We start from the raw sequence: 14,733 nt of genomic DNA, 5'->3' as shown, positions 1-14,733 counted from the left end.
CCGGGGGCGGGGCCCTACTGCGACGCGGCGGCCGCGCCCGGTCCCTCGTCCGTCGCGCGGCCGCTGGGTCCGAGCGAACTGATCTCGTAGGGCTCGTCGTTGCGGCCGGGAACCCGGTAGACGTAAGCCCGCCCCCAGGGATCCTTCGGCACACGCCCGCCCTTGACGTAGGGTCCGTTCCAGGCCTCTACGTCGGCCGGTCGCTGCACCAGCGCGATCAGGCCCTCGTCCGGGGTCGGATAGCGCCCGGTGTCCATGTAGAAGACGTCGAGGGCCGAGCCCAGGGTCTGGATCTGGATCTTGGCGGTTTTCCCGCGCGCATCGCCCAGGACGTTGAACACCTGCGGCCCGATCAGCCCCATGATGAGCCCGATGATGGTGAGGACGACGAGGATCTCGACCAGCGTGAAGCCGCGCCGTGTCCAGCGCGGGCGTGGCCGCGCCCGCACGATCCTGAGAAAGCGAGACGCGTGAGACCGGAATGGAGCGATCATGGTTGCGCCTCTTGCGGGACGATGGACACGACACCGGACGGGCAGAACAACGGAGTGGCGGCAGAATGCATATGGGGCGAGCGACCCATCAGAGGGGCTTAGCACCAAGGCCGCCGATTTACCTTGACCTTTGGGCAACACTCGCTGCCGTTCTGGGTGCTGGAGCAGCTTATGCAGTCGACAGCGATGGCCCGATGCTCTTTGCATCGGCTGGTTTCGCTGGTACGACAATGCGGATCTTCACGACAGATATTCGCTTGCGGGTGATCTATGATCGTGATATCGTATTAATTTATCTGATCGGTTTTTTTGTAAACTTGTTTGAAAAGGACGATTTTTATTTAATTTTGCTCTCTTCATTTTTTAGATCATTTTTATATTTTTCTGTATTTTACCTGCTCGACTGTGCTTATCGAGCATATCGATCTCGCGACGCTATCGGTCATGGCGATATGAAGCTCTCTATTGCAGTAGGAGTGTTCATCGACCTGCCACAATTCCCATTCGTGATTGTGCTGGCCGCACTTCTGACGCTTGCATTTGGCGTATCTAGAGGCATCTCACGCAAAAGATTGATATCAAGATACACGTATTTGCCTTTCGGGGCATTTTTTATGGCTTCTTCTTACATTTTTTGGCTTGCACATATTTGATTTTCTTGCGTCGCCGGACACATTTCACGGCGTGTATTCCCGACCAGTACAATTGTACGCACTTGCTCAGGCGGTTGCCGACCGTGTCGTAGGTCCAGCTCAGCACCCCCCACGGGCCGGTGCCACCCACCAGCCGTTCGGCATCGTCGTAGCTGAAGCGCTGAGTCTGGGCCGGGTCGATGCTGTCGTTGTTGAGCACCTGCAGGTTCAGCCCGTCGTCGCCCCACCAGTGATAGCGCTCGATCAGGCTCGGGCCGCCCGAGGCCTGGTCGAGGAACAGGCCGTCGAGCTTGTATTCCAGATCCGGTTCGGGAACGAACCAGACCCGACCCCTTGTCGCGGGGCCTGCCCGAATGGGTGAACAGCCATGAGGCTACAACTTAGGAACAGCGTCGATTGCAGCTCGGTACGACTCCGCCGCACGCAGTTTACGAACTGTTTCGAAGGCCGGATATTTGTCGGTATCGTAGCGGTATCGACCCCTGACGGCACAAGCCACAGTCATCTTGAATTCCGGCAAAGACATCTTCGACTCGTTTGCCAGCACTGGGACAGCGAAGATCGATCTAAATATTCGATCTACGATGCTCTTCAGGCCTCCGAATGGGAAGGTCACCGTCCAGTCTACAATGTCGAAGTATCTACCTTCGGCATCTACCAAGTGCATCTCGCCGGCGCGCGCTCTCTGCACGACTTCGTTGAACAGTGAGCGCGGAAAGGCGCAGAGTTCAAGAGGGTTTCCAGCCAAGAAGATGTAACCGTCCCGCCAAAGAAGCGCAGGGTACGAAATAAGTGGCATTTCGGATCTCACTTGCTGCATGTGCAATCCTTATTAAACGCTGAGTTCGCCGACCCTGCTGCGCTCCCTGCGACCGACCCGCCTAGCCAACCAGGGATGCGCAGCAACTGCTGGAGGGCAGGATGTAGCTTGTCGGCCGCAGTCATGCCAGTCAGGTGCCTGTATGGATCTGTCAGCGCATGCATCGATGGTGATACGTAGTTGCCATTGAGAGTGCTATTGACGAAGTCACGCACAATTGGAACATCCAGAGAAGGCATGTAATATGGATTGGCGTTCTTGCCCGAACGACTTAGCGGGCGAACATAACGAGCCGGAATCCAATGCGAAAACTCTGTAGCGTCGCGTACTCTCCTGGTCAAGGAACCCAAACCGCCTCCCAAAGCTCCCAACCCTGCTGACACACCCACTTGACCCCAGTCGACGCATTTGAATTCACCGCCATTTAGAACTAATTGGAAGCCTACGTCGGTCAATGCTCCTATTCCCGCCCCAAGAAGCGACGGTATGAAGAAGAACTCGCCATTTTGATCAACATAGCCGATTGGATTGCCACCGGCATATGCATAGCGAGAAGGGCCATCTGGCAGTCCGAGAGGATCAACTTGCGTGTATCGCCCCGTGGTAGCATCGTAGTGCCTGTTCCAGTTATAGGCCAATCCCGCCTCGAGCTGGAACCACTGCCCCGGGAACCGCATCTGCAGCGCTGCAGGGCCCGTTATCGACGACACCGCCCCGAACGGCTCGTACACCGCCTTCCACTTCACGGCCTTCGTCGCGTCCGTCATCAGTTCCGGACGGCCCAGATGGTCGACGTGAACCCACAACAGCGTCGGGCTCGCGGCACCCGCCGAACTGTCCACCACCGCCACCGGGATGTCACCTACCCAGATGTATTCCCGCACCGCCTGGCCGGCTCCGTTCGTCTCCACCAGCACGTGGTCCCACACGTCGTGAATCAGGTGCTGCGTCCCGGACGGCGTCATGTTCAGCGTCTGGCGCACCGACAGGCGGTTCTTGCCGTCATACAGATAGTTCGCTTTTGCGACGCCCCCGACCGTCACCTGCGCGATGCGCCCCGCGGCGCTGATCGTGTAGGCCGTCGTCGCACCTGATTTCGTATCGCTCGTCAGGCTGCCGGCTGCATCGTACAGGAATGAGCGCACTGCCGTGCCGCCCTGGCTGACCCCGCTGAGCCGGTTCGACCCGGACGGATAGGCATAGGTCTGGGTCGTCGTGGTGCCCGAGGCCGAACGCGCCTCGCTCAGGCGGTTGCCGACCGTGTCGTAGGTCCAGCTCAGCGCCCCCCACGGGCCGGTGCCACCCACCAGCCGTTCGGCATCGTCGTAGCTGAAGCGCTGGGTCTGGGCCGGGTCGATGCTGTCGTTGTTGAGCACCTGCAGGTTCAGCCCGTCGTCGCCCCACCAGTGATAGCGCTCGATCAGGCTCGGGCCGCCCGAGGCCTGGTCGAGGAACAGGCCGTCGAGCTTGTATTCCAGGCTGCGGTTCGACCACGAGTTCAGCCCGTTGCCGAAGCTGAAGCCGCGCAGCGGGCCGAACGGGAAGTAGCCCGCCCACGAGGCGATCACCTGCTCGGACCCGTTCGCGGACGCTTTCAGGCCGACATAGTTCACCCGCCCGAGCGCGTCGTAGCCGTAGACCACCACCCGGCCCGACGGATAGGTCAGGAAGCGCAGCCGCCCGGTACCGGTCGCGTCGTAGCCGTAGGCAACCGTGTGGCTGTAGCCGCCCACCGTCCGCACCTCGCCGGTCACCCGGCCGGCCGCGTCGTAGTAGAAGTCGCTGCTGCCGCCGGCATCCTGCATCCGGGTGAGCCGGCCTTTGCCCACCGCCCCGGCCGCGGCGCCGTCGTAGGTGAAGCTCTCGTTGAGTGAGGTGGTCGGGTAGGAGCGGGAGGTGAGGCGCCCGGCCGCGTCGTAGCCGTAGGTCACGGTGATGTTGCGGGCATCCTTCTTGGAGATCATCAGGCCGCGGGTATCGTAGTCGTAGACGGTGGTGCCGCGATCGGGGGAGGTTTCCTGGATCACCTCTCCGAAGCCGTTGCGTATGTAGGCGGTGGCGAGGTTGCGCGGGTCGGTGTAGGTGCTCTCCTCGTCATTGCCGTCATAGGCGTGCTTGACTACACCACCGTCGCGCTCGGTCTCGGAGATCAGGCGGCCGACGGCGTCGAAGCCGTAGCCCACGCTCTTGTTGCGCGGATCGGTGACGCCGGTGAGGTTGCCGGTCTTGTCGTAGCCGAACTTCCAGGTCCGCCCCTCGCCACCGACCTGCCTGATCAGCCGCCCCAGCTCGTCGAGCGAGTTGGTGAGGCCGAACATCTGGGTCGAGCCGTCGTCCGCCACGATGGATTGGCCGGTGACGTTGCCCATGACGTCGCGGCCGTAGGTGACGGCCTCGCCGAGGTTGTTCTGGATCCTGGTGAGGCGGCGGGCGTCGTCCCAGGTCAGGGTGTAGGTCGCCCCGGCCGGCTCGCTGTAGCTCGCGAGGTCGCCGGCGGCGGTGTAGGTCATGGTCCAGACGGTCTGGGACGAGCCCGGGTTGATCACGACCCGCGTGACCCGTCCCTGATCGTCGTAGGTGTAGGTGGTGACGACGCCATCAATGCCGGTGATCGAGGTTGGCTGGCCGCGCGGGCTCCATGCAGTGACGGTCGCCACCTGGCCGAGCTCGTTGGTGATCGTCTGGAGAGCGCCCGTGCTGGAATAGGTATAGGCGACCGTGTCGCCGGTTCCGGCCAGCGGCCCGTCGACGGAGGCGAGGAGGCCGCCCGTGGCGTAGGTGTAGGTCCAGATCCGGGTCCGCCCCTGGGTGGAGAACGGGACGGTCTGGGTGGTGGTGTCGGTCTGCTTGAGCTGCGTCAGCTGGCCGGTGGCGGAATAGGTGAAGTCCGTGGTGAGGCCCGGCTCGACGACCTGGGCGGGCAGGTTGAGGGTGGCGTGCCAGGTGATGGTGGTGGTGGTCGCCTGCGGCGTGCCCGAGCCCCGGGTGATCGAGATCGGACGCCCGCGCGCGTCACGGATGTAGGCTGTCACCCGGCCTTCCTCGTCGGTCTCGCTCGCGACTGCGCCGCCCGTGTCGTAGCTGTAGGCCCTGGCGCTGGCCGGGCAGTTCTGGGACAGGTCGCCCTGGATGCCGGACAGCTGGATGCGGCCCTGTGCCGTCTTCGAGAAGTTGTACCGGGTCACCTTGCCGAGCGGATTTGTGACCGTGTTTTGGCCGTTGGTGACATTATAGGTCAGGGTATATTTGTCGATCTCGCCAATATGCTTAGTCTGGATGGCGCGCCCGTTGCTGTCATAGCTGAACGTGGCGTACCGGATCCCCCGCTGGTCGGTGATGCCGGTGAGAGCGAAGCGGTTGACCGTGTCCTCGTAATGGTAGGTCAGCGTGGTCGCGGGCGAGCCCGGGAACGTGACGGTCTGGAGGACAGGCTCGTAGTAGCGCGTGTTGGGCGCTGCCGTGTCCGTGGATAGATATGCCTGCTTGAATTGTGGATCGATCTTGTTGGCGTAACTGTAGCTTATGGTTCCCGCGGGTGTGTCAACGGATTGAAGATGGCCAAAAACGCTGACGTGAAAGGTAAGAGATACTCCTCTGTTGTCGCTCGCCTGCGAGAGCTTTCCGTTGCCGTCATACGTCAGATTTTGAACATATCCGCTCGAATATCGGATCTGCGTCAATTTCGCATCGCTGTTGAACACCCACGTATTCTGACCATCAATCGATAGTTCGTAATTCTGCCCAACGTTGACAAGATTATATTGAGTTTTCTCAGTATAGTTGGTCCATGATTGTGACGATCCATTGTAATATGCGCTAACCCAACTTCCATCTGATTGTTTCTTGAAAACGACTTGAATGCCATTCGTAAACACCACATAGAACCGAGCCAAGACTGGGGCGCTGAACCAGCCGCCACCATCGTAACCAAGGCGCGCCAAGACGTCGAAGTTGGTACGCCAGCCATATCCAAGCTGCGCTCGCTGCAACGTGTCGCTCTGAGATGCAAAATCGCTATTGTAGAAGCGCTCAAGTTTCATTCCGTCGCTGGAGTCAGCAGAAAAATCCAGATAATACTCGGTTTTTGCTCCACTGACTGGATCGATTGGATTGCCGACAGGACAGATGGGGGCGGCTGGAGGGGCTGGAGACGTACGATCTGCTCGTACGCAGTCGCCGTCGACCAGTGCCTCGCCGGCGTCGCACGAAGCAATCGCATTGCCGTTCCTGGAACCACCGGCGCTGTGCACCATGTCTCCAGGAAAGCACACGTCTGGATTAGATGTGTTCGAGTCTATCGCCTTGTTGCCGCTCTCGACGCAGCCATGAAAGCACAGTTGAGGCCCATAAGCAGCAATTGCGGTGGCATGCGCGACGCCACAGCCGCTGGCCCCTACGATATTTGTATTGGTTGCGACATTAGGTCCGGTCCATATTTTTTTTGCCTGCACCGGTAATGCTTGATTTGTCACACACACAGCGATTGCGGAAGTGCCATATACGAATTTACGAAATTTCCGTGACATAGCGTGCGTCCGTATCATCCCTCCGCATTTCGTGCATCTTCCATTCCTGCTGGCAACTCCAAATTACCTTACGTCAATCAATTTTCAGTCTTGACAACCTATTTTGGTACTTTTTTTATCGCCTTCTCTTTAATTGTCGACGACGCGATGCGGCTGAGATACAACTGTCAAATACAATCTGCATCCCGAATTGCCCGTCCAGCAGGCGCTGCGCCACCTTGAAGCGGCCTGCAGCCGCGTCTTCCAGCAGTGCGGTCGCAAGCCGCGCTACAAGGCCGGGTGGAACCAGCGGTGTCTGGTTGTGAGACCTCCTTGGCACAGGCAACAACCTTGAGCGCTCGATCCAGAGTGGCGGGATCGACCTTCTTGGCTGCCGCGCGAGCCAGGGCAGGTTCGTCCTTCAAGCGTAGGTGCAGGACCACCACGGGCGAGAGACCTTCAAGGCGTGTTGTCGACGGCCATTGTAGGCGACGTTGAAGCCCGCCAGCAGGACTTCCAGATCCTGGTGGCTGAAGATCGTAATGCCGAGCACCTCGCGTTGCACCCGGCGCTTGATCGATGGCGACGTACAAGTAGCGTTTCCGGGTTGATCCGTCCTTGTCGCGCTACTTGCGCAAATGCTTCACGTCCATGTGCAGTAAGCCGACCTCGTGCTCCTCGAATTTGCCGTGCGGTTTACGGGACTGGTGTGCGGGCGGGAGGCGGTTGAGGCGCTCGGCCTTGAGGATGCGGTAGACGGCGTCGCTGTTGAGGTGGGGCAGGAAGTGGGTGACCACGAAGGTGAGGTCATCGAGGGGAAAGCCGGTGGATCGACCCAGGGCGCAAACGATGGCGCGCTCCTCCTCGCTGGCCTTCCAGCGCAGGGTGTGGGGCCGGGCCGAGCGGTCCTGGCAGTCCTCAGGGCCGCGCTTGCGCCATTGAAGGATGGTCTCGGTCGAGACGCCGTAGCGACGAGCGAGAACACCTGAGGGCTCGTGCGAGCGGGCGATGTCCGCCCGTGCGGCGGGGGTGGTGCGAACGTTGGGGTGGATCGCGTGCATCAGCGCGTCCTCCGGGAGGAGGAGCGGTGTGCCCGCTCGAAGCGCCAGGCATGCTCCTCAACCGCCCAGCGCCGCATCCCAACAACGTTCCGCCACCAAACAGCCCTAGGCCTTGTCCCACCAGCCCTTCTCGGCGTGCAGCCCGTGCTGGCCGCGATAGGGCGCGACCTCCGGGCTTCGCCAGCCCTCGGTCAAGTCCGGCGCCAGCCGGTAGACCTCGACGGCGAGCGGGCGGCAGACCTCGATCGGGTCGCGGGCGTCCGGCCCCCAGAGCGGCACCGAGAGGTCGCCGCCCGGGCAGGTCGAGAGGGCGCAGAGCAGGTCGATCTCGGCGAAGAACTCGAGATAGTCGCCCGCCTGCGCCGGGCAGTCGCGCATGAAGTACAGGTCGTCGTGGTTGAGGCCGGTGACCTGAAACACGTTGAGCACGTCGTGCACGTCGAACTCGGTCAGGCCGAACGGCATCACCGCCCGGACCAGGTTCGAATGGCAGTGGAAGTGGAAGTCCTGGCCGGTGAGCAGCTTGTTGACGTAAGGATCGCAGCGGGTGCCGAGGAGGTCGTGGACCCGGCCGCCGTACTCGTCAGTGCCGTAGTGGCTCAGGCTGTCGGCCGTGATGGTGACGAGGGGACGCAGGAACGGCAGGGTCGACCACAGCCGGTCGTGGGTCGTGACATGGGCCCCCTGGAGCTGGCGGGTGCGCGCCGCCCACAGCCGCTCGCGCGGGTCGTGCCGGTTCCAGAGGTTGAGGTCGCCGACCTGCGGCCCCTCGGGCGCCACGACCCGGAAGACGTGGCCCGCCGGCACGCTCCAGGCCCGCCCGGTGCGGATCGGGATGGTGAACGCGTCGACGAGCGTGCGCCCGCCGGTCTCGGCGGCGATCCGCTCGTAGAACGGCCGATCGACCGACAGGGCCGAGCCCTCGCTGACCTGATAGGCGGCCGGAAAGTCCTTCATGCCGGGTGCTCCTGGCGGGTGTGACGCGCCCTGGAGTGGCAGAAGCGTGGGGCAGGGGCAAACCGGGGGTGGGGCGCGGGCCTCCGGCGCCGATGCTCGGCGCGCGGGCCGGCCGAGCCATGCCCTTGAAGGTGCAGCTCCCGTGACGACATCTGCGCAATGCCGAAGCATGGCAAGGACCCGACCCGCTCCGGTCTGCCGCCATGTCCGGTCCGCGAACGGGTCCTCGGACGGACCTGCCGGCCTCGGATGCGTGTTCGGCCTGCGCGGCGCCCCTGAACCACCGCTCACACCAGCGCCCGCAACCCCTCCCGATACGTCGGATAGGCCAGCCTCACCCCCAGCTCCTCGCGGATCAGCCGGTTCCGCACCCGCTTGTTCTCGCCGTAGAAGCTGCGCGCCATCGGGCTTAACTGTGCGGTGTCGAAATCGATCGCCGGCGGCAGCGGCAGCCCGGCGAGCTCGGCCGCGTAGGCCGTCACGTCCTGCGGCGGGGCCGGCTCGTCGTCGGTGACGTTGTAGATCGCACCTGGCCTGGGCCGGTCGAGGGAGGCGGCAAGCGTGGTCGCGATGTCGTCGACGTGGATGCGGTTGAACACCTGACCCGGCTTGACGATGCGCTGGGCCTTGCCCTGGCGCAGCTTCTCGAACGCGTTGCGCCCCGGGCCGTAGATGCCCGAGAGCCGGAAGACCTGCACCGCCTTGCCCGTCCGCGCGCCGAGCGCGGCCCAGGCCTCCTCGGCCGCCACCCGGTCGCGGGTGCGCTGGTGGGTGGGCGCCGGTGGCGTCGCCTCGTCGATCCAGGCCCCGCTCTGGTCGCCATAGACACCGATGGTCGAGAGATAGCCGATCCACCGCGCCGGGCTCCCGGCGATCGCGTCCGAGAAGGCGTGGAGCGCCGGGTCGTGGCCGGAATCCGGCGGGATCGACACCAGGATCGCGTCGGCTCGGCCGAGATCGCCGGTGATCCGCGGATCCGTCGCGTCCGGCGAGAACACCCGCACCGCGACGCCGTCGATCGCGGCCGGAGCCTGCCGGGTCGCCGTCACGGTGGCGAAGCGGGCGCGCTCGCGCGCCACGAAGTGGCCGGCGGTGTAGCCGAGCCCGAAGACGAACAGGTTCATGCGGTCTGAGCCCTGCCTGAAGGGGATGCGGACTTATGCAGGGCGCTGCCCTGCACCCGCCAGAGGGCTTGCCCTCTGGACACCCGGATTTCTGGCGAGCGCCCACTCGGCGAGCACGTCGGGGTCGCGCTCCTCCGGCGGCGGGGCAGGGGGAAGGTGCCCGAGGCGCGCGAGCGCCCACACCGCCATGCCGCGCACCAGCGGCGAGGCGTCGGAAAGGAGGCGCGCGGCCTCGCCGGCGAGCGCCGCGTCGCCCGAATTGCCGATCGCGATCAGCACGTTGCGCAGGAACCGGTCGCGCCCGGTGCGCTTGATCGGCGTGCCGGCGAAGCGCGCGCGGAAGGCCGCGTCGTCGAGCCGGGCGAGCTCGGCCAGCGGAGGGGCCGCCAGGTCCTGGCGGGCGGAGAGCCGCGCCTCCCGGGTGGCGACCGCGAACTTGTTCCACGGGCACACCGCCAGGCAATCGTCGCAGCCGAACACCCGGTTGCCCATCGGCGCCCGGAACGCGGCCGGGATCGGCCCGGCATGCTCGATCGTCAGGTAGGCGAGGCAGCGCCGGGCATCGAGCCGGTAGGGGGCCGGGAAGGCGTCGGTCGGGCAGGCCTCGAGGCAGCGCCGGCAGTTCCCGCACCGGTCGCCCTCGGGCGCGTCCGCCGGCAGCTCGGCGGTGGTGTAGATGGCGCCGAGCATCAGCCAGTTGCCGAAGTCGCGCGACACCAGCACGCTGTGCTTGCCCTGCCAGCCGAGCCCGGCGGCGGCGGCGAGCGGCTTCTCCATCACCGGCGCCGTATCGACGAAGACCTTGATCTCCGCGCCAGCCTTGGCCGCGAAGGCGCCGCCGAGCTCCTTCAGCTTGCCCTTGATCACGTCGTGGTAGTCGCGCCGCCGCGCATAGACGGCGATCGACCCGAGCGACGGATCGGACAGGGCCGCGAGCGGGTCGCCGTCCGGCGCGGCATTGACCCCGAGCATCACGATGCTGCGCACCGCCGGCCACAGGGCGGCGGGATCCGCCCGCGCCTCCGTCCGCTCCGCCATCCAGCCCATGCCGCCGTGATGGCCCTCGGCGAGCCAGGCGGCGAGGCGCTCCGGCAGCGCCGGCACCGCGTCGGGCCGCGTCACCGCCAGCGCGTCGAAGCCGAGCGCCCGGGCGCGGGTCTCGAGGAAGCGTCTGAGGGCGTCGGGTGTCAGAAGTCCAGGTCCGCGTAGTGATCGGCCGGCGCCATCCCGGCCACCCGGTCGGCGAGCAGGCCGCGGAAGGACGGGCGCGACTTCACCCGCGCGTACCAGTTCCTCGCCGTCTCGTCCTCGTCCCATGGCACGTCGCCGAGGTAATCCACGCAGGAGAGATGGGCCGCCGCGGCCAGATCCGCATAGGTCAGATGGCCGCCGGCCAGCCAGTTCCGCCGCGAGATCAGGTAGCCGATGTATTTCAGGTGGTAGCGCACGTTGCTGCGCGCCGCCCGGATCGCGTTCATGTCCGGCGGGCCGCCGCCGTGCTGCGAGGTCATGAACCGCTTGTGGATCTTCTCGGTGACGAGGTAGCCGGTCACCTCCTGGTCGAACTTGTGCAGGAACCAGTCGAGCAGGCGGCGCACCTCGACCCGGGCGGCGGGGGATTCCGGCAGGAGCCGGATCCCGCTCGAGCCCAGGCCCCGCGTCTCGTCGAGGTACTCGGCGATGACGTTGCCCCCCGGCACGGCGAGCCCGCTCTCCTCCACCAGCACCGGGGTGGTGCCGGCGGGGTTCATCATCAGGAAATCCTCCCGGCGTTCCCACGGGCGCTCTTCGACGAGCTGGGGCTCCATGCCCATCTCGGCCATGACCAGGCGCACGAAGCGGGAATGCGGGCAGAACGAGGAGTGATGGAGCGTCGCCATGCGGGGCCGTTTCGCGCTTCGTCTGTTGGCTGGCCTTGAAGGTCGGCTCGCGGTGGGTGGGACCTGTCCGAAGTGACCCGCGCAGCCTTAACGGCTGGTCACCGGTTCATGAATATCTTTCGGCATCCTTAACACGGGTCAGTCGGGCTGGTAACCGAGCCTCAACCATGCCGGTGCGAGACTCCGCCGCGCGGCCGGAACGGTCCGGCTCCCGAAGCCCGCGGTTCCGGCACCACAGACTTGCCACCACAGACTTGCCACAGAGGTGGAGCCGTACCGGCGCGCGGCAGGCGCGGCGCGAGCCGGGCCCCGTTTCCCATTCCCCGCCGGACGCGGTCTCGGACCGCCCGCGGCGCGACCACGAGAGCAGGCGACATGACGAGTGCGGCGACAGGGCGGGCGGGCGCGTCCGCGCGCGGCAAGGATCGCGGCAAGGATCGCGGCAAGGATGCGGGCCGGGGGGCGCGGTGATGGACGTTGTCAGCATCGGCAAGGCCGTCGTCCTCGCCCTCGTCGAGGGCGCCACCGAGTTCATCCCGGTCTCCTCGACCGGCCACCAGCTCCTCGTCGGCCACTTCATCGGCTTTCAATCGCCCAACAACACCTTCGAGGTGCTGATCCAGCTCGGCGCCATCCTGGCCATCGTCGGCGTCTATTTCCGCCAGCTCCTCGATCTCCTGGTGCGGGCGCCCCGCGACCCGAACGCGCGCCGCTTCATCCTGGCGATCCTGATCGCGTTCCTGCCGGCCGCGATCATCGGCGGCCTCTTTTCGAAGTACATCAAGTTCTACCTGTTCAACCCCTGGATCATCTGCTCGACCCTGGTCGCCGGCGGCCTCGTGCTCCTCGTCATCGACGAGACCGAGATCGAGCAGAAATACGACGACGTGCACCAGTTCTCGCTGCCGATGGCGCTCAAGATCGGCCTGTTCCAGTGCCTGGCGATGATCCCGGGCGTCTCGCGCTCCGGCGCCACCATCGTGGGGGCGATGCTGATGGGCTCGGGCAAGCGCGCCGCCACCGAGTTCTCGTTCTACCTCGCGATGCCGACCATGGCCGGCGCCTTCGCCAAGGACCTGCTCGACAACTACAAGAACCTGTCGAAGGACGATGTCGGGCTGATCGCCATCGGATTCGCGGCGGCGTTCCTGTCGGCTTTGTTCGTGGTGCGCAAGCTGCTCAACTACGTCTCCCGCCACGGCTTCGCGCTGTTCGCCTGGTGGCGCATCCTGGTGGGCGCGGCGGGCTTTGCCGGGCTGATCGTGTTCGGGTGAGGGCAGGAGGCCTTGGGCCTCCTCCCCCGCGAGGGCACTCGACCTGTGGCGGCTGGCGCGGCTATGTCCTGGCGTGAGGGAGAAAGCCCCGCCACGAGGACCCGCCATGGACGATACGACGCTCGCCGCCGCGTTTCCGGCCGCCACCGAGGCGCAGTGGCGTGCCTTGGTGGACGGGGTGCTCAAGGGCGCCGATTTCGAGAAGCGGCTGGTGCGGCGCACGCCGGACGGCCTCACGGTCGCGCCGCTCTATCCGCCCGCGGAGGCCAGCCCCCAGCCCGGCCGGGCGCAGCCGGGCCGCTGGCGCGTGAGCCAGCGGGTCGACCATCCCGATCCCGCCGAGGCCAACGCCCTGGCGCTGACCGATCTCGAGGGCGGCGCCGACGCCCTGACCCTGGTGATGGCCGGCGCGCCCTCGGCCCGCGGCTTCGGCCTGCCGGGTCCGCAGGCCCTCGCGGCGGCGCTCGCCGGCGTGATGCTGCCGCTGATCGGCGTCAGGCTCGAGGCCGGCCCCGCGGCGCCCGAGGCCGCCAAGGCGCTCCTCGCCCTGGCGAAGGCCCGCGGCGACGATCTCGCCGCCCTCGACATCGACCTCGGCATCGACCCCGTCGCGGTGCAGGCCGCCACCGGCGAGAGCCCGTCCTGGCCCGATCCGGCCGCGATCCTGCGCGACCTCGAGGCGCAGGGCTTTGCCGGCCGCGCCTTCCTGGCCGATGCCCGCCCGTTCCACGAGGCCGGCGCCAGCGAGGCGCTGGAACTCGCCGCGGTCCTGTCCGGGGCGCTCGCGACCCTGCGGGCCCTTGAGGCCGGCGGGCAGCCGCTGGAGCGCGCCCGCACGGCCCTGGCCTTCCTGCTGGTCGCCGATGCCGACGAGTTCCTGACGGTCGCCAAGACCCGCGCGCTCCGCCGGCTCTGGGCCCGGATCGAGGAGGCTTGTGGCCTTGAGCCGGCGCCGATCCGCCTTCACGCCGAGACCGCCTGGCGCACCACCACCCGGCGCGACCCCTGGGTCAACATGCTGCGGGCGACCACGGCCGCGTTCTCGGCGGGGTTGGGGGGCGCCGATTCGGTCACGGTGCTGCCCTTCACGGCGGCCCTCGGCCTGCCCGACGCCTTCGCGCGCCGCTGCGCCCGCAACACCCAGCACGTCCTCCTCGACGAGGCCAATCTCTGGCGCGTCGCCGACCCGGCCGCCGGCGCCGGCGGCTTCGAGGCGCTCACCGACGCGCTCTGCGACGAGGCCTGGACCCAGTTCCAGGCCATCGAGCGGGACGGGGGGATCGCCGCCAGCCTCCGCTCCGGCGCCCTCGCGGAGCGCCTCGCCACCCTGCGCAAGACCCGCGACGCCGACCTCGCGACCCGCCGCCAGCCGGTCACCGGCACCAGCGAGTTCCCGGATCTGCACGAGGCGCCCGTCGCGGTGCTGGCTCCCGCCCCGGCGGCGGTGGCGGTGCCGGAGGGCGCGCTGCCGTCCCGGCGCCTCGCCGAGCCCTACGAGGCGCTGCGCGACGCCTCCGACGCGGTCCTCGCCCGCACCGGCCGGCGCCCGCGCGTGTTCCTGGCCAATCTGGGACCCTTGAGCGCCTTCAACACCCGCGCCACCTTCGCCCGCAACGCCTTCGAGGCCGGCGGCATCGAGGCGGTGACGAACGAGGGTTTTCCGGATCACGCCGCCATGGCGGAGGCCTTCCGGGCATCGGGCACGCCGCTCGCCTGCCTGTGCTCGTCGGACGCGATCTACGCCGAGCAGGCGGTGCCTGCCGCCGAGGCGCTGAAGGCGGCGGGCGCCAGCACGCTCTACCTCGCCGGCCGGCCGGGCGACCTCGAATCCGCCCTGCGGGCGGCGGGCGTCGCCCACGACCTCTATGCCGGCTGCGACCTGGTGAAGCTGCTGACCCAGGCGCAAGCGGCGGCTGCCGCGTGAGGCACAGCACCGCGCCCCGTCCCGGTTCCGTCCGGCCCGGG

Annotated in this window: 10 protein-coding genes and 1 pseudogene; 3 read left to right on the top strand and 8 right to left on the bottom strand. The window is 66.3% G+C overall.

The genetic code is table 11. The features are described 5' to 3' along the window. Positions 1 to 14: 14 nt before the first annotated feature. The gene (gene gspG, locus EU555_RS05345) at positions 15 to 494 is read right to left on the bottom strand and encodes a type II secretion system major pseudopilin GspG (protein WP_135413637.1); all 480 of its coding nucleotides are present in this window, start codon (positions 492 to 494) and stop codon (positions 15 to 17) included. Here gspG and EU555_RS05340 point away from each other — a divergent pair. Beyond that, a complete protein-coding gene (locus EU555_RS05340; RefSeq protein WP_135413636.1) occupies positions 482 to 1,147 on the top strand; it encodes an A24 family peptidase in 666 nt (221 codons plus the stop codon). The genes gspG and EU555_RS05340 overlap by 13 nt on opposite strands. Here EU555_RS05340 and EU555_RS05335 read toward each other — a convergent pair. The 7 genes and pseudogenes from EU555_RS05335 to EU555_RS05305 form a co-directional block, all read right to left on the bottom strand. Further along, positions 1,107 to 1,346, bottom strand: coding sequence for a hypothetical protein (locus EU555_RS05335; protein WP_135413635.1), 240 nt, complete (start codon positions 1,344 to 1,346; stop codon positions 1,107 to 1,109). The two genes, EU555_RS05340 and EU555_RS05335, sit on opposite strands and share 41 nt — an antisense overlap. A gap of 608 nt (positions 1,347 to 1,954) precedes the next feature. Continuing rightward, positions 1,955 to 6,220: an RHS repeat-associated core domain-containing protein gene (locus tag EU555_RS05330; protein WP_167858444.1), complete on the bottom strand. Its 4,266-nt coding sequence runs from the start codon at positions 6,218 to 6,220 to the stop codon at positions 1,955 to 1,957. Between the two features lie 566 nt (positions 6,221 to 6,786). Further along, positions 6,787 to 7,533 (bottom strand): annotated as a pseudogene (locus EU555_RS05325) (transposase family protein); the annotation flags it as partial. Between the two features lie 105 nt (positions 7,534 to 7,638). Beyond that, positions 7,639 to 8,490 (bottom strand): urea carboxylase-associated family protein, encoded by an 852-nt coding sequence (locus tag EU555_RS05320; RefSeq protein ID WP_135413633.1) that lies wholly within the window; start codon positions 8,488 to 8,490, stop codon positions 7,639 to 7,641. Between the two features lie 287 nt (positions 8,491 to 8,777). Then, a complete protein-coding gene (locus EU555_RS05315; RefSeq protein WP_135413632.1) occupies positions 8,778 to 9,614 on the bottom strand; it encodes an SDR family oxidoreductase in 837 nt (278 codons plus the stop codon). Positions 9,615 to 9,647: 33 nt separating this feature from the next. Beyond that, positions 9,648 to 10,805: a tRNA epoxyqueuosine(34) reductase QueG gene (gene queG, locus EU555_RS05310; RefSeq protein WP_281041273.1), complete on the bottom strand. Its 1,158-nt coding sequence runs from the start codon at positions 10,803 to 10,805 to the stop codon at positions 9,648 to 9,650. Further along, positions 10,802 to 11,494, bottom strand: a complete 693-nt coding sequence (locus tag EU555_RS05305; RefSeq protein ID WP_135413630.1) for a glutathione S-transferase family protein — start codon at positions 11,492 to 11,494, stop codon at positions 10,802 to 10,804. Before EU555_RS05305 ends, queG begins: the two co-directional genes overlap by 4 nt. A gap of 470 nt (positions 11,495 to 11,964) precedes the next feature. Here EU555_RS05305 and EU555_RS05300 point away from each other — a divergent pair, with 470 nt between their 5' ends. Further along, positions 11,965 to 12,768 (top strand): undecaprenyl-diphosphate phosphatase, encoded by an 804-nt coding sequence (locus EU555_RS05300; RefSeq protein ID WP_135413629.1) that lies wholly within the window; start codon positions 11,965 to 11,967, stop codon positions 12,766 to 12,768. A 106-nt stretch (positions 12,769 to 12,874) separates the two neighbouring features. After that, positions 12,875 to 14,692 (top strand): methylmalonyl-CoA mutase family protein, encoded by a 1,818-nt coding sequence (locus EU555_RS05295; protein ID WP_135413628.1) that lies wholly within the window; start codon positions 12,875 to 12,877, stop codon positions 14,690 to 14,692. Positions 14,693 to 14,733 lie beyond the last annotated feature (41 nt).

Source organism: Methylobacterium nonmethylotrophicum (assembly GCF_004745635.1).
GTDB classification, from domain to species: Bacteria; Pseudomonadota; Alphaproteobacteria; order Rhizobiales; family Beijerinckiaceae; genus Methylobacterium; species Methylobacterium nonmethylotrophicum.
The sequence above is the reverse complement of the archived record's forward strand: the minus strand, read 5'-3'. Positions and strand labels throughout refer to the sequence as shown.